The 18,788-nt window shown below is 73.8% G+C and carries 18 protein-coding genes; 7 read left to right on the forward strand and 11 right to left on the reverse strand.

Annotated elements, in window-relative coordinates; all coding sequences use genetic code 11:
• Positions 1-69 precede the first annotated feature (69 nt).
• Positions 70-768, reverse strand: a complete 699-nt coding sequence (locus HTZ82_RS21170) for a hypothetical protein (protein WP_175411021.1) — start codon at positions 766-768, stop codon at positions 70-72.
• Between the two features lie 183 nt (positions 769-951).
• Here HTZ82_RS21170 and HTZ82_RS21175 point away from each other — a divergent pair, with 183 nt between their 5' ends.
• Together HTZ82_RS21175 and HTZ82_RS21180 are read left to right on the forward strand one after the other, a co-directional pair.
• A complete protein-coding gene (locus HTZ82_RS21175) occupies positions 952-1,653 on the forward strand; it encodes a DsbA family oxidoreductase (protein ID WP_175411022.1) in 702 nt (233 codons plus the stop codon).
• 111 nt (positions 1,654-1,764) lie between these two features.
• Positions 1,765-2,829 (forward strand): aminotransferase class V-fold PLP-dependent enzyme, encoded by a 1,065-nt coding sequence (locus HTZ82_RS21180; protein WP_175411023.1) that lies wholly within the window; start codon positions 1,765-1,767, stop codon positions 2,827-2,829.
• On the opposite strand, the gene HTZ82_RS21185 is transcribed toward HTZ82_RS21180, so the two are convergent.
• Entirely contained in the window at positions 2,760-3,395 is a 636-nt protein-coding gene (locus tag HTZ82_RS21185) for a MarR family winged helix-turn-helix transcriptional regulator (RefSeq protein ID WP_309235601.1), read from the reverse strand. The genes HTZ82_RS21180 and HTZ82_RS21185 overlap by 70 nt on opposite strands.
• Before the next feature lie 189 nt (positions 3,396-3,584).
• On the opposite strand from HTZ82_RS21185, the gene HTZ82_RS21190 reads away from it, so the two are divergent.
• Positions 3,585-4,658, forward strand: a complete 1,074-nt coding sequence (locus HTZ82_RS21190; protein ID WP_175411025.1) for an alkene reductase — start codon at positions 3,585-3,587, stop codon at positions 4,656-4,658.
• 124 nt (positions 4,659-4,782) lie between these two features.
• Here the strand turns inward: HTZ82_RS21190 and thpD are convergent, their stop codons facing one another.
• From thpD to ectA, 4 genes are all read right to left on the reverse strand, one after another.
• On the reverse strand, positions 4,783-5,640 hold the full coding sequence (thpD, locus tag HTZ82_RS21195; protein ID WP_175411026.1) for an ectoine hydroxylase: 858 nt from the start codon (positions 5,638-5,640) through the stop codon (positions 4,783-4,785).
• A 2-nt stretch (positions 5,641-5,642) separates the two neighbouring features.
• Positions 5,643-6,041, reverse strand: a complete 399-nt coding sequence (locus tag HTZ82_RS21200; protein ID WP_175411027.1) for an ectoine synthase — start codon at positions 6,039-6,041, stop codon at positions 5,643-5,645.
• A 110-nt stretch (positions 6,042-6,151) separates the two neighbouring features.
• A complete protein-coding gene (gene ectB, locus HTZ82_RS21205; RefSeq protein WP_175411028.1) occupies positions 6,152-7,420 on the reverse strand; it encodes a diaminobutyrate--2-oxoglutarate transaminase in 1,269 nt (422 codons plus the stop codon).
• A 44-nt stretch (positions 7,421-7,464) separates the two neighbouring features.
• The gene (gene ectA, locus HTZ82_RS21210) at positions 7,465-8,061 is read right to left on the reverse strand and encodes a diaminobutyrate acetyltransferase (RefSeq protein ID WP_175411029.1); all 597 of its coding nucleotides are present in this window, start codon (positions 8,059-8,061) and stop codon (positions 7,465-7,467) included.
• A gap of 551 nt (positions 8,062-8,612) precedes the next feature.
• Here ectA and HTZ82_RS21215 point away from each other — a divergent pair.
• The 4 genes from HTZ82_RS21215 to HTZ82_RS21230 all read left to right on the forward strand — a co-directional run bounded on the left by HTZ82_RS21215 (position 8,613) and on the right by HTZ82_RS21230 (position 12,884).
• Positions 8,613-9,599 (forward strand): LysR family transcriptional regulator, encoded by a 987-nt coding sequence (locus HTZ82_RS21215; RefSeq protein WP_175411030.1) that lies wholly within the window; start codon positions 8,613-8,615, stop codon positions 9,597-9,599.
• A gap of 102 nt (positions 9,600-9,701) precedes the next feature.
• Positions 9,702-10,796, forward strand: a complete 1,095-nt coding sequence (locus tag HTZ82_RS21220; protein ID WP_175411031.1) for an amidohydrolase family protein — start codon at positions 9,702-9,704, stop codon at positions 10,794-10,796.
• A gap of 186 nt (positions 10,797-10,982) precedes the next feature.
• On the forward strand, positions 10,983-12,068 hold the full coding sequence (locus HTZ82_RS21225) for an SCO1860 family LAETG-anchored protein (RefSeq protein WP_175411032.1): 1,086 nt from the start codon (positions 10,983-10,985) through the stop codon (positions 12,066-12,068).
• Between the two features lie 96 nt (positions 12,069-12,164).
• Positions 12,165-12,884 (forward strand): leucine-rich repeat domain-containing protein, encoded by a 720-nt coding sequence (locus HTZ82_RS21230; RefSeq protein WP_309235600.1) that lies wholly within the window; start codon positions 12,165-12,167, stop codon positions 12,882-12,884.
• Between the two features lie 94 nt (positions 12,885-12,978).
• Here the strand turns inward: HTZ82_RS21230 and cobC are convergent, their stop codons facing one another.
• From cobC to HTZ82_RS21255, 5 genes are all read right to left on the reverse strand, one after another.
• The gene (cobC, locus tag HTZ82_RS21235) at positions 12,979-14,169 is read right to left on the reverse strand and encodes an Rv2231c family pyridoxal phosphate-dependent protein CobC (protein ID WP_175411033.1); all 1,191 of its coding nucleotides are present in this window, start codon (positions 14,167-14,169) and stop codon (positions 12,979-12,981) included.
• A gap of 98 nt (positions 14,170-14,267) precedes the next feature.
• A complete protein-coding gene (locus tag HTZ82_RS21240; RefSeq protein ID WP_175411034.1) occupies positions 14,268-14,768 on the reverse strand; it encodes a cobalamin biosynthesis protein in 501 nt (166 codons plus the stop codon).
• On the reverse strand, positions 14,765-16,135 hold the full coding sequence (locus HTZ82_RS21245; protein WP_175411035.1) for a cobyrinate a,c-diamide synthase: 1,371 nt from the start codon (positions 16,133-16,135) through the stop codon (positions 14,765-14,767). Before HTZ82_RS21245 ends, HTZ82_RS21240 begins: the two co-directional genes overlap by 4 nt.
• Entirely contained in the window at positions 16,129-16,737 is a 609-nt protein-coding gene (gene cobO, locus HTZ82_RS21250) for a cob(I)yrinic acid a,c-diamide adenosyltransferase (protein WP_175411036.1), read from the reverse strand. Before cobO ends, HTZ82_RS21245 begins: the two co-directional genes overlap by 7 nt.
• The gene (locus tag HTZ82_RS21255) at positions 16,737-18,779 is read right to left on the reverse strand and encodes a putative cobaltochelatase (RefSeq protein WP_175411037.1); all 2,043 of its coding nucleotides are present in this window, start codon (positions 18,777-18,779) and stop codon (positions 16,737-16,739) included. Before HTZ82_RS21255 ends, cobO begins: the two co-directional genes overlap by 1 nt.
• Between the last annotated feature and the right edge of the window lie 9 nt (positions 18,780-18,788).

Genomic DNA, 18,788 nt, shown 5'->3' on the forward strand with positions numbered 1-18,788 from the left:
CGACTCCCTCCTCCGCCTTGCGATCGCACGCACCAGACGCCGACCGGCCCGCCCTGCGGGCGGACGACGCTACTTTGCGGACACTCCCCAGCGCCCCCACCCCATGGACGCCAGGTGCTGCGCGTCGATCGTCAGCAGCTCCGCCTGGCTGCGCACCGGCCGCCAGGTCATCAGCACCCGGTCCCCGCAGCACGCCGCGTGGTGCACGAGCTGCACCCGCCGCAGCCGCCCGAACCGCTCCTCCGTGTAGTCCACGACCAGGCCGTTCAGCGCCCTGCCCGTCTCCAGCACCTCGGTGAGCGCGTCCAGCAGCCCCCCGGCGGCCGCTCCCGGCCGCGCCGCGAGATACCGGCGGCCGACCTGCTCGTCGGGCGGGACGAGCCACTCGGAGGAGCGCACATGGTTGCCCGCCCGGATGAGGAAGTCGGTGATCGCGCCGGACTCGTCCCGCACCGGCTCCAGCAGCGCCGCCGAGGCCGGGATCGCGGGCAGCGTGGCGCACAGGCACCGCCACGGGTCGTGTGCGGCGCCCGCGCCGACGCAGCTGTGCAACGCCCCGTTGCCCTGCCCGCACGGACACTGCGTGGCCACCCGGTGCCCGGCGCCCTCCTCGCCCTCCGCGCCCACCGCGCCGCCCTCGCCCGCCACCGACGCCGCGGCCGCCCCGGCCTCCTCGGTCGCCTGCCGCACATCGGCGCGCAGGGCCGCCGTCTCCCGCTCGATGAAGGCCTTGAGCGACACCACGTCGAACGTACGGGGCTGCGTCATGAGGAAGCCCCCTTCCCGGGCCCGGTCCGTTACCGCGTTACCGGGCTCCCGGGCCGTAAACCCGCGACGCGCGCGCGGGAACAGGACCGCGGGACGCGGTGTTGGGCAGACGGGTACGGAGGAAGCCTCCGCATCCTTCCCGCCCGCGCCCCCGCGCCCGTACGACCCTGGAGAGAGCAAGACATGCGCGTCGAGATCTGGAGCGACATCGCCTGCCCGTGGTGCTACATCGGCAAGTCCCGGTTCGAGGAAGGGCTCGCCGCGTTCGCGCACCGGGACGAGGTCGAGGTCGTACACCGGTCGTTCGAACTCGACCCCGGGCGGGTCAAGGGGGACGTCGCGCCCGTCGTCGACATGCTCGCCCAGAAGTACGGGCGGACGCGCGACGAGGCGCGGGCCATGGAGGAGCACGTCGCGTCCGTGGCGCGCGGGCAGGGGCTGGAGTACCGGGTCGAGGGGCGCACGCACGGCAGCACCTTCGACATACACCGGCTGCTGCACCTCGCCAAGGCGCGCGGACGCCAGGACGAGCTGCTGAACCTCGCCTACCGGGCCAACTTCGCCGAGGAGCGGTCCGTGTACGACTCCGAGGTGCTGGTCGGGCTCGGCGTCGAGGCGGGGCTCGATGAGGCCGAGGTGCGGGCCGTGCTCGCCGACCCGGACGCGTACGCCGACGACGTGCGCGCCGACGAGCGCGAGGCCGCCGAGCTCGGCGCGACGGGAGTGCCGTTCTTCGTGCTCGACCGCCGCTACGGCGTCTCCGGCGGTCAGCCCGCCGAGGTCTTCACGCAGGCGCTGGAGCAGGCCTGGCAGGGCCGGGCCCTCCAGCCGGTGGGCGGGAGCGCTGCCGCCGCCTGTGACGTGGACGGCAGCTGCGACGTCTGAGCGGACGCACGGCGGCTGGAGGAACGTACGCCGGATGTATAAGCAGAGCTTGGGTCTCACGCCTCAAATCTCTTGGTTGACTTGGGGGTTGGGGTGTCCCAGGGTGGACGCATGGACACCTTGGGAGGCGCCGAGTTCGCGCCCGCGCAGACGTACCTGAACACCGCCACCTGCGGGCTGCTGCCCCGCCGTACCGTCGAAGCGGTGAAGCTCCTCGCGGAGGAGAACGCCGCCGGCGGGCCGGACGGGGCGGGCAGCTTCGAGGTGGTGGCCGCCGCCCGTGCCGGGTTCGCCCGGCTCGTCGGCGTCGACCCGGACCGCGTCGCGATCGGCGCCACCGTCTCCACCCATGCCGCGATCGTCGCCGCCTCGCTGCCCGCCGGCGCCGAAGTCCTCTACCCGGAGGGCGACTTCAGCTCGCTCATCACGCCGTTCGTGGTGCGCGGCGACCTGAAGGCGCGGTCCGCGCCCCTGGAGGAGCTGGCCGGCGCGGTGCGCCCCGGCACCGACCTCGTCGTCTTCTCGTCCGTCCAGTCCGCCGACGGCCGGGTCGCGGACCTGGCCGCCCTTCGCGAGGCCGCCGCCACCCACGGGGCGCGGACGCTGCTGGACGCGACCCAGTCGGCGGGCTGGCTGCCGCTGGACGCCGGGGCGTACGACTACACCGTGGCCGGCGGCTACAAGTTCCTGCTCTGCCCGCGCGGCACGTCCTTCCTCACCGTCACCGAGGAGGCGCAGGAGTCGCTGGTCCCGGTCCACGGGGGCTGGTTCGCCGGCGAGGACCGGTACGGGAGCTGCTACGGGCCCGTCGAGCGGTTCGCCGCGTCCGCGCGCCGCTTCGACGAGGCCCCGGCCTTCCTCGCGTACCACGGCGCCGAGCGGTCACTGGCGCTGCTCCACGAGATCGGGGTCGAGGCCGTGCACCCGCACGTGACCGGTCTTGCCGCCCGTTTCCGCGCGGGAGTCGAGCGGATGGGGTACGCATCCGTGCCCGCCGTTTCCGCGACGGTCGCCGTCCCGGGGCTCGGCCGGCTGGTGCCCGGGCTCGCCCGGGCGGGCGTCATCGCCTCCGACCGCGCCGGGAGCCTGCGGGTGTCCTTCCACCTCTACAACTCGGCCGCCGACGTGGACCGGGCGCTGGGCGTGCTCTCCGGGCTCGCCGGGCACTCCTCCTGAGGGGCGCACTCCTCGGCGGCTTCCGCACCGCCGGCCGGGCAGTCCTGTGCCAGGCCGCAGAGGCCGTCCTCCACCTTGCCCAGCAGCGCCGCCAGCTCGGCCCGCTCCTCCGGGCCGAGCCCGGCGAGGGTGTGCTCCTCCAGGTCGGTCCACGCTGACGCCACCGCGTTGTGCAGCTCGCAGCTCCCGGGCGTCGCCTCCACGAGCACCGCGCGGCGGTCCGCCGGGTCGGGGGAGCGGCGCACATATCCGCCGTGCTCCAGGCGCTGGAGCATCTTGGTGACCGTCGACGGGTCCACCTCCAGAGCCTTGATCAACTCGGACTGCCGGACCGGGCCGCTGTCCCAGAGGTACATCATCACGAGCTCCTGGCCCGGGTAGAGCCCCGCCGCCTTCAGGAACCGCCCCGCCGCGATCCGGTGCAGCCGGGCCACCCGCGCCAGGGCCAGGCTGATCGGGCCGCCGCGCGCGGCCGAGGGCGTGACCTCGGAGCAGGAGCGCGCCGAAGACGCCGCCTGGTGGCGGACGGCGGCGGCGTCCGGGCGGTCGGCGTCGGCGCGGTCGATGGCGGCGTCCCGGCGGTCGGCGGCGTCCGCGTGGTCGGTGGCCAGGCGGTCGGCGGGCATGGGGACTCCTCGGGTCAGGGACGTCCAGTCTATCCGTTCGCATCCTTTTCCTTGGTCGGCCAACGAATGGTGCTACGCTGATCCCCGGTCCTTTACTTGGCCGACCACATAACTCTCTGGAGGTCCCCCATGACCACCGCCTTCGACCCGATCGACCTCGCCGGCGCCGCCCTGCCGAACCGCATCGCCATGGCGCCCATGACCCGCAACCGCGCCCCCGGCCGCGTCCCGACCGACCTCATGGCCGAGTACTACGCGCAGCGCGCCTCCGCGGGCCTGATCATCACCGAGGGCATCCAGCCCACGCCCGGCGGCCAGGGATACCCGAACACCCCCGGCCTGCACAGCGACGAGCAGATCGCCGCCTGGCGCAAGGTCACCGACGCCGTCCACGCCCGGGGCGGCCGGATCTTCGCGCAGATCATGCACGCGGGCCGCATCGGCCACCCCTCCCTGCTCGCCGACCTCCCCGGCGACCTCCACCCCGTCGCACCGTCGGCCGTCGCCGCCCAGGGCCAGGTCTTCACGGCGGAGGGCCCCAAGGACATGGTCACCCCGCGCGAGCTGACCGGCGTCGAGATCCGCGGCGTCATCGCCGACTTCGCCACCGCCGCCCGCAACGCCGTGGCGGCCGGCTTCGACGGCGTCGAGATCCACGGCGCCAACGGCTACCTCGTCCACCAGTTCATCGCCTCCGGCACCAACCGGCGCACCGACGAGTGGGGCGGCTCCGCCGAGGGCCGCATCCGCTTCGCCGTGGAGGTCACCCGGGCCGTCGCCGACGCGATCGGCGCCGAGCGGACCGCGCTGCGCATCTCGCCCGGGAACCCGTACAACGACATGGACGACGCCGATCCGGAGCCCGCCTACACCGCGCTCGTGGCCGCCCTGGAGCCGCTCGGCCTCGCCTACCTGCACGTTCTGGAGGCGACCGGCGACCAGCGCGAGATCTCCCTGGCGCTGCGCAAGCGGTTCTCCGGCACGTTCATGCTCAACCCGTTCACCGACGGCCGCCCGACCGGCGCCGACGAGCTGGCGCTGATCGAGGACGGCACCGCCGACATGCTCGCGTTCGGCGTGCTGTTCCTGGCCAACCCGGACCTGCCCGCCCGCCTCGCGGCCGGCGGCCCGTACAACACGCCGGACCCGGCCGCCTTCTACGGCGGCGACCACCGCGGCTACACCGACTACCCGACGCTGTAGGCGCGAAGGGCCCGCCACCGGAACAACCCGGTGGCGGGCCCGACACCTACGTACAGCTCACGGCTGCGTACGGTGCACCGCTGCGCACGGTGCACCGCTCGGACGGTGCACCGCCGCGTACGGCTCACTGCACCGGCGTGAAATCCCTCGCCCCGATGAACTCCGGGCGCCTCACCGGAGCCGCGAACGGCTCCACCGCCGTGTTCTCCACGCTGTTGAACACGATGAAGACGTTGCTCCGCGGGTACGGCGTGATGTTGTCGCCCGAACCGTGCATCGCGTTGCAGTCGAACCACGTCGCCGACCCGGCCCGGCCCGTGAACAGCCGGATGCCGTGCGCGTCCGCCATCCGCGTCAGCGCCTCGTCCGACGGCGTGCCCGCGTCCTGCATCTGCAGCGACTTCTTGTAGTTGTCCTTCGGCGTCTCGCCCGCGCAACCGAGGAACGTACGGTGCGACCCCGGCATGATCATCAGGCCGCCGTTGGTGTCGTGGTTCCGGGTCAGCGCGATCGACACCGAGACCGTCCGCATCCGCGGCAGTCCGTCCTCGGCGTGCCAGGTCTCGAAGTCCGAGTGCCAGTAGAACCCGGAGGCCCCGAAGCCGGGCTTCACGTTGATCCGCGACTGGTGGACGTACACGTCCGAGCCGAGAATCTTCCGCGCCATGCCCACGACCCGCTCGTCGCGCACCAGCTTCGCGAAGACGTCGCTCATCCGGTGCACCTCGAACACCGAGCGCACGGACTGCGACTTCGGCTCGACTATGGACCGCTCGTCCGCCCGTACGGCCGGGTCGGCGATCAGCCGGTCCAGCTCGGCCTTGTACACGGCGACCTCTTCATCGCCCAGCAGGTCCTCGATCGCGAGGAAGCCGTCCCGCTCGAACGACTCCAGGTCCGCGTCGAGCGGCCCCCAGACCACCGGGTCGCGGCGGGGCGTCGCCACTTCGGTCGTGCCACGCGTGGGGTACAGGTCCTCCATACTCAGTCCTCCTCCGTCAGCAGGGGGTACACACCGTTCTCGTCGTGGTCCTCGCGCCCCGTCACGGGCGGGTTGAAGACGCACACGACCCGGAAGTCGGTCTTGGGGCGCAGCGTGTGCTTCTCGTGGCCGTCGAGCAGGTACATCGTGCCTGGCCCGATCCAGTGGACCTCGCCCGTCTCGTCGTTGGTCAGCTCGGCCTCGCCCTCGACGCACAGGACCGCCTCGATGTGGTTCGCGTACCACATGGACGTCTCCGTGCCCGCGTACAGCACGGTCTCGTGCAGCGAGAAGCCGACTTTCTCGCGGGCGAGCACGATCCGCTTGCTCTCCCACGTGCCGGACGCGGATTTGACGTGACGTTCGGTGTTCTCGATCTCCTGCAACGATCGGACGATCAAGGCAACTGCACCTTTCGGTTCGTGGTGGGGTGTTGCGGGTGTTGCGGGTGTACGGAGCGGGGCGCCGGGCCGTCAGACCCAGGCCGTCAGGCCGCCGGGCCGCCGGGCGGTCAGGCCGTTTCGCGGACCGCGCGGGCCAGCGTGCTCAGGCCCTCGTCCAGCTCCTCGGGCGTGACGGTCAGCGGCGGCAGCAGCTTCACGACCTCGCTCTCCGGGCCGGACGTCTCCAGGAGCAGCCCCAGCTCGAAGGCGCGCCGGCAGATCCGGGTCGCCCGCTCCTTGTCGGGGAACTCCACGCCCCAGACGAGGCCGCGGCCCCGGAAGTGGGCGCCGTCGGCGGAGTTCTCGTCGCAGATCGTCAGCAGCGCCTGCTCGACCTGCTCGCCGCGCGCCAGGGTCTGCTTCTCCATCTGGCCGTCCGCCCAGTAGGCGTCGAGCGTGGCCGTCGCGGTCACGAACGCCGGGTTGTTGCCGCGGAACGTGCCGTTGTGCTCGCCCGGGCCCCACACGTCCAGCTCCGGCTTGAACAGGCAGAGCGACATCGGCAGCCCGTAACCGCTGATCGACTTCGACAGCGTGACGATGTCCGGGGTGATGCCGGCCTCCTCGAAGGAGAAGAAGGCACCGGTGCGGCCGCAGCCCATCTGGATGTCGTCGACGATCAGCAGCATGTCGCGGCGGCGGCACAGGTCCGCGAGGGCGCGCAGCCACTCGGCGCGGGCCACGTTGATGCCACCCTCGCCCTGCACCGTCTCGACGATCACGGCCGCCGGGTGGTTCAGGCCCGAGCCGCTGTCCTCCAGGAGCCGCTCGAACCACAGGAAGTCCGGGACACGGCCGTCGAGGTAGTTGTCGAACGGCATCGGCGTGCCGTGCACCAGCGGGACGCCGGCGCCCGCGCGCTTGAAGGCGTTGCCGGTGACGGCGAGGGAGCCCAGCGACATGCCGTGGAAGGCGTTGGTGAACGACACGATCGACTCGCGCCCCTTCACCTTGCGGGCAAGCTTGAGCGCCGCCTCGACGGCGTTGGTGCCCGTCGGCCCCGGGAACATGACCTTGTACGGCAGGTCACGCGGCCGCAGCACGACGTTCTGGAAGGTCTCCAGGAAGGCGCGTTTGGCGGTCGTCGCCATGTCCAGGCCGTGGGTGATGCCGTCGCGCTCCAGGTAGTCGATGAGCGCGCGCTTCAGCACGGGGTTGTTGTGGCCGTAGTTGAGGGATCCGGCCCCGGCGAAGAAGTCGAGGTACGAGTGGCCGTCCTCGTCGGTGAGGCGGGCGCCCTGCGCGCGGTCGAACACGGCCGGCCAACCGCGGCAGTAGCTGCGCACCTCCGACTCCAGGGTCTCGAAGACGCTCAGGGCGGGCGGGGTGATGGTCACAGCGGGTCACTCCAGAGGGAGGGAAGGGGGTGGCTGGGATCGGCTCAGGCGGAGGCGTCGGCACGGGCGCCGGCCGCCGTCGGTGGCGTCGGGGCGGTCGGAGCGGCGGGGGCGATCGGGGCGATGCGGTAGAGCACCTCGGGCTGGTGGGTGCCCTCCGGGAACAGTCCTCCGTCGAAGAGGACCTCGCGCTCCAGGGACGCGCCGCGGCGCTCGGCGAACGAGGTGAAGAGCCGGTCCGACGCGGTGTTGTCCGGCGTGATGGTCGTCTCGACGGTGTGCACGCCCCGGTCGGAGACCCGCGTGGCGAGCGCCTCCAGGAGGGTGCCGGCCAGGCCCCGGCCGCGGTGGCCGTGGTCCACGGCCACCTGCCAGACGACGAGGGTTCCCGGGCGGTCCGGCCTCAGGTAGCCGGTGACGAAGGCGATCGGCTCACCGTCGGCGGTGTCGCGCGCGACCACGGAGGTGGCGGCGAAGTCCCGGCACCACAGGAGGTAGCTGTAGGAGGAGTTGAGGTCGAGGACCTCGGAGTCGCGGGCGATGCGCCAGATGGCGGCCCCGTCCTCCACGCGCGGACTGTCGATGAGCGTTCCGGCGAATTCGTTTCGGGCACGTGCAAGGTCTGCTTGTGCGGCGGTCATACGGAGTGAACTTACCGAGCAATTTCTTCGATTGCATGGCCGGAAGGTATTGGGCGGGCGGCTTTTCTGTGCTATCGCGCGTGCGCATGCTCGCGCAAGAGCACCGGCGATCATGCCGTTTTGCCCGGAAATTCCCGGGCAATCCGGGCGTGATGTGGAGTCCGTCACACCGTCTTAACATCCTTGACAAGTAACCGAATTGCACACCGAATCGTATTGAAATCTTGGCGTTTAGGATCGGGGAAACCGGGCAGAAGAATACGGGGTGCTGCCCACCCGAAGGGCGCTCCGAAGAGCGAAGGGAATTCGCCGGGAGAACGCCTTGAATAGTGCCGCAAAAAGCGCGCGGAAGCACCCTCCCCGACCCCTCCCCGGCCCTCTCCCCGATCCCTCAGTCTCCCGTGCCCCGCCCCGCGCCGGCCGCGCTCTCCGCGTGCCGTTGTGCGGAGAGCGGTCCTCCGCCCGTACACATGGGGAAGAACCCGTCACCGGCGCGTGGTTGACCGGGACGGCAGTCATGATCCGTGACATGAGGGTGGGTGGGCGCGGCTGTGGAACTGCGTCAGCTGGAGTACTTCGTCGCCGTCGCCGAGGAACTCGGCGGCCTCGGGCGCGCCGCCGAGCGGCTGCGCACCGCACCGGAAGCGGTGATGGACCGGATCGACGCCCTGGAGCGGACCCTGGGCCTCATCCTCTTCGACCGGCAGGCCGACGGCGCCCCCGCCCTGCGGCCGCCGAGGACGCTGCGCCTCACCGCGGCCGGCGAGAGCCTGCTGCCCGAGGCGCGGGCGGCGCTCGCCGCCGCCGGCCGCGTCCGCGAGACGGCCGCCGGGATCGCCGCGGGCACGGAGGGCCTGGTCCGCCTCGGCACGAGCCGCGCCTTCGCCGACCGGGTCTACCGCGCCCTCGGGACGCTGGCCGACGGCCGCCCCCGCCTGCGCGTACGGCTCGAACGCGCCCCCCAGGACGCCCGCCTCGCGGCGGTGCGCTCCGGTACGTTCGACGCCGCCCTCGTCCGCACCGTGCGCCGCGCCCCCGGGCTCGTGCTCCACCCGGTGTGGACCGACCCGCTGATCGTCGCCCTGCCCGCCGCGCACCCGCTCGCCGCGTACGAAGCGCCCCTGCTCGGGCGGCTGGCCCGGCTGCCCCTGCGGCTCGCCCCGCGCGAGGCGAACCCGGCCTTCCACGACCTGGTCACGGCCGCCGTACCCGACTGGACGCCGGGCCCGCCGTTCACCACCCTCGCGGACACCCTCACCGCCCTGGCCACCGCTTCCGAGCCGTCCTGGACGGTGTTCTACCCGGTCGGCGCCCTGCCCCAGAGCGACGACCTGGCGTTCCGTACCCTCCCGTCGCCGCGCGTCCCGGTCTCCCTCGCGATCCGCGCGGACACCCCGGCGCCGCCGCCCGTCCAGGCGCTCCTGGATGCCCTCACCGCGACGGGCGCCCCTGCCGCCCCGGCCGCACCCACCGTCCCCGCCGCGCCCACGGCCGCCCCGGCCCTCCCGGGACCACGCGCGTCGGCACCCAGGCGGTAGCCGTCCGCGTACGGGCCGGTGTGCGGGCTGCTCAAGGGCTGCTCAAGGGTTGCTCAAGGGCTGCCCTGCCGGGCGTGCCCAGCCCCTCGTACAGTTCAGGACATGAGCGATCGCATGGTGCTGCATGTGAAGGGGCGGGTGCTCGTCGGCCCGGAGGACGTACGCGACGAGCTCTGGGTCGTCGGCGGCCGGGTCACCTACACCCGGCCGCGGGCCGCCGGCGGCGACGTGCGGACGGTGACCGGCTGGGCGCTGCCCGGACTGGTCGACGCGCACTGCCACGTCGGCCTGGACGCGCACGGCGCCGTCGACGCGGCGACCAGCGAGAAGCAGGCACTCACCGACCGGGACGCGGGCACGCTCCTGATCCGCGACGCCGGTTCGGCCGCCGACACCCGGTGGATCGACGACCGCGAGGACCTCCCGAAGATCATCCGCGCGGGCCGGCACATCGCCCGCACCCGCCGCTACATCCGCAACTACGCCCACGAGATCGAGCCCGCCGACCTCGTCGCCTACGTCGGGCGCGAGGCGCGGCGCGGCGACGGCTGGGTGAAGCTCGTCGGCGACTGGATCGACCGCGAGGCCGGCGACCTCACCGCGTGCTGGCCGCGCGCCGAGGTCGAGGCCGCCATCGCGGAGGCGCACCGGCTCGGCGCCCGCGTCACCGCGCACTGTTTCGCCGAGGACTCGCTGCGCGACCTGGTCGAGGCGGGCATCGACTGCGTCGAGCACGCCACGGGCCTGACCGACGACACCATCCCGCTGTTCGCGGAGCGCGGCGTCGCGATCGTGCCGACGCTCGTCAACATCGCCACGTTCCCGGGCCTGGCCGACGGGGGAGAGAGCAAGTTCCCGCGCTGGGCGGACCACATGCGGCGCTTGCACGCCCGCCGGTACGACACGGTGCGCTCCGCGTACGACGCGGGCATCCCGGTGTTCGTCGGCACCGACGCGGGCGGCTCCCTCGCCCACGGCCTGGTCGCCGCCGAGGTGGCCGAACTGGTCAAGGCGGGCATCCCGCCGGTGCGGGCGCTCTCCGCGACCACCTGGGGCGCCCGCGCCTGGCTGGGCCGCCCCGCCCTGGAGGAGGGCGCCCCGGCGGACCTGGTCGTCTACGACGACGACCCGCGCGCAGACGTCCGCGTGCTGGCGGCGCCGCGGCGGATCGTCCTCAACGGCCGGGTCATCGACTAGGGAGCCTTTCGCGCGCGAGCGATCCGAACTCGCGCGCGAAACACCCCTTTAGGGTGAACTCCCGTTACTTGTCCACCGGTTCACCCTCCGCCCCGCCAGGATTCCCCTGTCCCAAGTCGCACCCGCACACATGTCCCTGTGGGCGGATGTTCGCGACGCATGCCCTTCATAGGGGGAACCACCACTGTGAACAGCACCACCTCGCGCCGTCGCGCCGCGCTCGCGACCGCCGCGCTCACGGCCGGACTGACCGCCGGCCCGCTCGCCACGGCCACGGCAGCCCACGCCACGGCCCCGGCCGCGCCCTCCACCGCCCCGGCCACGCCCGTCGCCGCCACCACCACCGGCGGCGACGGCCGAGCCACCGCCGCCGTCCTGCGCGCCGCGCTCGACGTCTCGCTGCTCGACAAGGCCGTGCGGGTCCCGGTCAGGGCGGCCCTCAACGAGGTCGAGGCCCCGGCGACGGCCGAGAAGACCGCCCTCACCGTCCGGCTCGACGGCGTCGAACAGGGCAGGCCCGTCAGCATCCTCCGCGCCGACGTGGCCACGGCGAAGGCCACCGCCGACGCACACCGCGCGGAGGGCGGCGTGCGGCTGGCCCGCGCCAGGGTCCACCTCCCGGGCCTGCCGCTGCTGTCTCTGATCGAGGCCGAGGAGGTCACGGCCAAGGCGGTCTGCGTGGCGGGCGAGGCACCGGTCGCCGCGTCGAACGTGCTCGGCCGCGTCACGGTGCTCGGCAAGCGCGTCACCCTCACGCCGGGCGGCCGCTCCCAGGTCGACGTCCCGGGCGTCGGCCGCGTGACGCTCGACCTGTCGCGGCGTACCACCACGTCCGCGACGGCGGCGGCCACCGCACTGGAGCTGAAGGTCGAGGTCGACCCGCTCAACCTGAACGTCGCGGACGTCCACGGCACGGTCACCCTCGCGGAAGCCACCTGCACGGCCCCGGCCCGGCCCGCCGCCCCCGCCGCGCCCGGACAGGCGACCCCCGCCGAGCCCGCCGCCCCTGGACCCGCCACCCCCGCCGAGCCCGCCGCGCCCGCGCGGAACCCCGAGGCGCCGGCCACCGAGGGCCTCACGCCCCAGTCGGCCGGCACCGCGACCCCGGCGGGCGAACCACCCGCCGGTGAACCCCGGCCCAAGGAAGCCCTCGCCGCCACCGGCGCCGACTCCCGCACCCCGTACATCCTCACCGGCGCGGCCGCCCTCCTCGTGGCAGGCGCCGCCGCGGCCCTCATCGCCCGCCGGGCCGCCACCCGCAACCGCCCCTGACCCACCGAGCCCACCCCACCCAGGGGCCCGCCCGCCCCGCGAGCGGGCCCCGCCCCCGCGCCCGCGCCCGCCCCCCCCGCCCCGAGGAGAGCACCCGTGACCGTCACCCTGAACCTCTGGCGGCGCCGTCTCGGACACGTCCCCGACTCCGTGTGGGACCGCACCGACCTCGACGTGCTGATCCTCGCCGACAACGACCTGGACCACCTCCCGCCCGACATCGCCCGCCTGCGGCGGCTGCACACCCTCGACCTCGGCCACAACCGGCTCACGGCCCTCCCCGACGAGCTCGGCGAGCTGCCCGCCCTCACCGCGTACCTCTACCTGCACGACAACCGGCTCACCGAACTCCCGCGCAGCCTCGGTCGGCTCACCGCCCTGCGCTACCTCAACGTCGGTGAGAACCCGCTCACCGCGCTCCCCGACACCCTCGCCGACCTGGCCGGCCTCATCGAACTGCGCGCCCAGCACACCCGGCTCACCGCACTCCCCACCGGCATCGGCCGACTCACCCGCCTCCGCGAACTCCATCTGCGCGGCAACGCCCTCACCGGCCTCCCCGACTCCGTCACCGGACTCACCGCGCTACGGCATCTCGACCTCCGCGACAACGCCCTGCCCGAAGTCCCCACACTCCTCGCCGGCCTGCCGCTGCTCCGGCACCTCGACCTCCGGAGCAACCGCGTCCGCACCCTGCCCGGCTGGCTCGCCGACCTGCCCTCGCTGGAGAAGCTCGACCTCCGCTGGAACCCTGTCGACCCCGACCCGGAGCTGCTCGCCGCACTCGACCGACGCGGCTGCGTGGTCCTCACGTAACAGCCGTACGAAGGGCGGCGCGACGCCCGGACACGCGAACGGCCACGGGCGGGAAGCCGCCGCCCGTCGCCGCCCGTGGCCGTCCCCAGGACGGTTACCCCTCCGCGTCGTTCTTCGCGCAGCCCGCCATCACCAACGCCTGGTCCAGGGCCTGGAGGAAGCTGTTGGTCGTCACGCGGTCGCGGACCGCGAGGCGGAGCCAGTCCCGGCCCAGGCCCGGGAACGTGTCACCGCGGCGGGCCGCGAAGCCCAGCCCGCGCAGCCGCTCCCGTACGACGTCCGCACCGTCGACGCGGAGCAGGACGAACGGCCCCTCGGCCGCCTCCACCACCCGCACCTCGTCGAACTCGGCGAGCCCCGCCAGCAGATGGGCCCGCTCCACCGCGACCCGCCGCGCCGCCTCCTCCGCCTCCGCCAGCGCCGCGCCCGACATGCACGCCTCGGCCGCCACCAGCGCCGGCGTCGACACCGGCCACAGCGGCTGCACCCGCTCCAGCGCGGCCACCGTCTCCGGCGCCGCCAGGACGTACCCGATCCGCAGACCGGCCAGCCCCCACGTCTTCGTCAGGCTCCGCAGCACCACAAGACCCGGCACGTCCGTACGCCCGGCCAGCGCCTCCCGCTCACCCGGCACGGCGTCCATGAACGCCTCGTCCACCACCAGCGTCCGCCCCGGGCGGGCCAGCTCCGCGATCGTGTCCGCCGGGTGCAGCACCGACGTCGGGTTCGTCGGGTTGCCGATCACCACCAGGTCCGCGTCCTCCGGCACCAGCGCCGGGTCCAGCCGGAACCCGTCCTCCTCGCGCAGCAGCACCCGCCGCACCTCGTGCCCCGCGTCCCGCAGGGCCGCCTCCGGCTCCGTGAACTGCGGATGCACGACCACCGGCCGGCGCACCCGCAGCGCCCGCGCCAGCAGCACGAACGCCTCGGCCGCACCCGCCGTCAGCAGCACGTGCCGCACGGGCAGCCCGTGTCGCCCGGCCACCGCGGCCCGCGCGGCCCGCCCGTCCGGATACGCCGCCAGCTCGGTCAGGGACGCCGCGATGCGCTCCCGCAGCCAGTCCGGCGGCGTGTGCGTGCGGACGTTGACCGCGAGGTCCGTCAGCTTCTCGTCCCGGACCTCCGCGTCACCGTGGTGCCGCAAGTCGTACGGGTCGTACGGGTCGGCCGGGCCGACCGCTGTGGCGCCGGCGCCGCCGGCGCTGGCTTCGGCTTCGGCTTCGGCATGGGGGGAGCCGTCTCTGGGCCCGGGGAACTGTCTGTCACTGTCTGTGTGGGTATACATGGCCGCCATGGGGGGTGGGGGACAAGTGGGGGGTGGGACAGCGGGCCGACGGCGTCGGCGGCCCACCGCGAGCGCCTCCGCGGCGCCCCCTTCGGGGATCAGGACGCCGGAGACGACTGCCGGGAATCGGTGACGGTGGTGGCTCGGCACGGCCCCGGTAACCCGAACGCCGCGTCCCCACGGGTGTACCCCCGCCCCTCCACCGGCAACCGCACAGCCCCGCGCGCCACCGCACACGTCACGCGCCCCGCAGCCCCGGCATCCGGGGCCGACGTCCGCTTCGGTACGACGAGTTCGCCGCCGCCCGCCAGCGCCGCCGCCTCCGCCACGGACGGCGTGCCGACCGCCGCCAGCGCCGCACCGGACGGATGCGGTACGGCGACCAGCGCCAGCTCCCACGCCGGGTAGGCCCGCAGCGGCACCCCGAGGCGCGCCGCGGCCTCCACGACCCCCGCCTCCTCGGCCTTGGTGTCGACGGTCGCCAGCGCGGCCACGTCCGCCAACGGCAGCCCCGCGTCCCGCAGTACGGCCACCACGAGCCCGTACACCTCGTCCGCGGTCACCCCCCGCCGGGCCCCGACACCCACCACGAGCGTCACGGCCGGCAGTACCGCACGAACCGCCGCGCCGCCTCCGGCACCGCCGCCCAGTGCGTGTGCACGTAACTGGCGTGCACCCCGCCCCGTACGAACCCCTCCACACGACGCTCCGGAACCCGCATCCCCCACGCCGGCGACGGACCCGCACCCGGCTCCAGCACCGTCCGGTGGAACTCGTGCCCCCGCATCCGCGTCCCGGCCGCCGCCACCGGACTGTCGGTCATCGCCACCGCGTCCCGGTACCCGAGCGTGAGCCGCTCCGACATCCGCGCGTCCGCGTCCAGCACCCCGCACATCGGCCGCCCGTCCAGCGACCGCGCAAGATACAGCAGCCCCGCACACTCCGCCGCCACGGGCGCCCCCGACCGCGCCAGCGCGGCAACGGCCTCCCGCAACGCCTCATTCGCGGACAACTCCGGCGCATACACCTCGGGAAACCCACCCCCGATCACCAAACCGCCGGTGCCCTCCGGAAGTTTCTCGTCCCGCAACGGATCGAACGCCACAACCTCAGCCCCCGCCGCCCGCAGCAATTCGGCATGCTCCGCATACGAGAACGTGAACGCGGGGCCCCCAGCGACGGCAACGACGGGACGGGCGCCTTCGCGGTCGGAACCCCCGGCGGGCACCCGCTCCGCCACCTCGGCCGACCACGGCTCCACGTCCAGCGGCGGCGCCGACCGCGCCAACGCCAGCAGCGCCTCCAGATCGCACCCCTCCCGCACCCGCGCCCCCTGCGCCCGCACGGCGTCCACGGCCTCCGCCCGCCGCTCCGCCACCGGCACCAACCCCAGATGCCGCGACGGCGTCGCCACGGCCGCCGCCCGCCGCAGCACCCCCAGCACCGGCACCCCCGACCCGTCCAACGCCTCCCGCAGCAGCGCCTCGTGCCGATCGGTCGCGACCTTGTTGAGGATCACCCCGCCGATCCGCACCTCCGGATCCCACGACGCGAACCCGTGCACCAGCGCCGCCACCGACCGCGACTGCGACGACGCGTCGACGACCAGCACCACCGGCGCCTTCAGCAACTTCGCCACCTGCGCCGTCGACGCCAGCTCACCCCGGTCGGCAGCGCCGTCGAACAGCCCCATCACACCCTCGACGACCGCCAGGTCACACCCCAGCGCGCCATGCGCGAACAGCGGCGCCACCAGCTCCGTACCGCACATGAACGCGTCGAGGTTCCGCCCGGGCCTGCCGGTCGCCAGCGCGTGGTAGCCCGGATCGATGTAGTCCGGGCCCACCTTGTGCGGCGACACGGCGAGACCACGCTCCGCGAACGCGGCCATCAGCCCGGTCGCGACCGTGGTCTTGCCCGCGCCCGACGACGGCGCGGCGATGACGAGACGCGGAACCCCTACCACTCGATACCCCGCTGGCCCTTCTGACCCGCGTCCATCGGGTGCTTCACCTTCGACATGTCCGTGACGAGATCCGCGAAGTCCACCAGCTCCTGCGGCGCGTTACGCCCGGTGATCACCACATGCTGCTGCCCCGGCCGGTTCCGCAGCACCTCGACCACCTCGGCCGTGTCCACCCACCCCCAGTGCAGCAGGTAGGCGAACTCGTCCAGCACATAGAACCGGTACGTCTCGGCCGCCAGGTCCCGCTTGACCTGCTCCCAGCCCTCCCGGGCCTTCTCCTCGTGCGACGGCTCGCCGTCCTTGGGGTCGCGCTGGATCCACGACCAGCCCTCACCCATCTTGTTCCAGGTGACGGTCCCGCCCTTGCCGGTCTCGCCGAGCGCCTTCAGCGCGTTCTCCTCGCCGACCCTCCACTTCGCCGACTTCACGAACTGGAACACCCCGACGGGCCAGCCCTGGTTCCAGGCGCGCAGCGCCATCCCGAACGCGGCCGTCGACTTCCCCTTGCCCACGCCCGTGTGCACCATCACCAGCGGCCGGTTACGGCGCTGGCGGGTGGTGAGCCCGTCGTTCGGCACGACGGTCGGCTGTCCCTGCGGCACTATGCGGCCCTCCTCGAAATACCCGTTGTACGAACATCCTTGACGACCCCGGCGATCGCGTCCGCCCGCAGCTCGTCCAGCGTGACGGCGGTCCCGCCCAGATTCCGCGCCAGCTCGGCGGCGAGCCCCAGCCGCACCGGCCCGGTCTCGCAGTCCACCACGACCGACGCGGTCCCGTCGGCGGCGTGCAGCCCGGCGGCCCGCGCGGCCGTCCTCAGCGGCTCCACGCCCCCCGTCGCCCGCCCGTCCGTCACGACGACCAGCAACGGCCGCCGCGCCGGATCCCGCAGCCGCTCCACGCGCAGCACATCGTGCGCCTTCAGCAGCCCGGCCGACAGAGGCGTACGCCCCCCGGTCGGCAACCGCTCCAGCCGCGCCGCCGCCGCGTCCACCGACGACGTCGGCGGCAGCACCAGCTCCGCGCCCCGCCCCCGGAACGTCACCAGACCCACCTTGTCCCGCCGCTGGTACGCGTCGAGCAGCAGCGACAGCACGGCGCCCTTCACCGCGGCCATGCGCCGCCGGGCCGCCATCGAACCGGACGCGTCCACCACGAACAGCACCAGGTTGCCCTCGCGCCCCTCCCGCACCGCCTGGCGCAGATCGTCGCGGCGTACGACGAGCCCCGGGCCCGACCGGCCGCGCGCCCGCTGATGCGGGGCCGCCGCCTGCACGGTCGCCGCCAGGTGCAGCTTCGTGAGGGCGCCCCGCGGGCGGCGCGCCCCGGTCGTCCGGCCGTGCTCGGTACGCGCCCGGGAGCGGCGCCCGGCGGCACCGTCACCGAGCCCCGGGACGGTCAGCGCCTTCGTACGGAACGGCTCGGCGGCGTTGACCGGAGCCTGCTCCCGGGCGGGGCCGCCCGCACCGGGCGACGGCGCCGCCTCGGGCTCGGGCTGCTCCCCGGCCGGCTCCGTACTACCGGCACCACCCGCGTCGGGCCCCTGCGACTGCGGCGGAATGCCACCGCCGCCGTCCGGGCCGCCACCGTTGTCGTCCGGACCCTGCGGGTCGGGCTCCGGATCGTCGTCGCCCCCGAACTCCTCCAGCGTCTGGTCCAGTTTGTCCTGATCGAGGCCGGGCGCATCGAAAGGATTCCGCCGCCGCCGGTGCGGCAGCGCCAACAGCGCCGCCTGCCGCACGTCGTCCACGGTCACATCCGTACGCCCCGCCCACGCGGCCAGCGCCGTCGCCGTCCGGGCCATCACGATGTCCGCGCGCATACCGTCCACCTCGAACGCCGCGCACGTCGCCGCGATCTGGCGCAGCGCGTCGTCCCCGAGCACCACCTGCGGCAGCAGCGCCCGCGCGGCCACGATCCGCTCACGCAGCGCGGCCTCCTCGCCCGCCCAGCGCGCCGCGAAGCCGGCCGGGTCGTCGTCGTACGCGAGCCTGCGCCGCACCACCTCGACCCGCTGCTCCGGGTCCCGCGAGGCGGCGACCTCCACGGTGAGCCCGAACCGGTCGAGCAGCTGCGGCCGCAGCTCACCCTCCTCGGGATTCATGGTCCCGACGAGCAGAAAGCGCGCGGCATGCCGCACGGACACACCTTCACGCTCGACGTGGGAGGCGCCCATCGCGGCGGCGTCGAGCAGCAGGTCAACGAGGTGGTCGTGCAGCAGATTGACCTCGTCGACGTACAGAATCCCCCGGTGCGCCTGCGCCAGCAGCCCCGGCTCGAACGCCTTCACGCCCTCGGACAGCGCCCGCTCGATGTCCAGCGCCCCGACGAGCCGATCCTCGGAGGCCCCGACGGGCAGCTCGACCAGTCGCGTCGGACGCGAGGTGCCCGCTCCCGGTTCGTGCGGCCCGTCAGGGCACTCTGGGTCGGACGCCGAGGGCGCGCACGAGAAGCGGCAGCCCGGGATGACGTCCATCGCGGGCAGCAGGGCCGTCAACCCGCGCACGACCGTCGATTTGGCGGTCCCTTTCTCGCCTCGGACGAGCACACCGCCGATCTGCGGCGCGACCGCGTTGAGCAGCAGACTCAGCCGCATGTCGTCCATGCCGACGACAGCCGTGAACGGGTAGGGAACCGAGGCCATTAACGGATA

Origin of the sequence: Streptomyces sp. TRM64462 (assembly GCF_013362995.1) — a bacterium.
GTDB lineage: Bacteria > Actinomycetota > Actinomycetes > Streptomycetales > Streptomycetaceae > Streptomyces.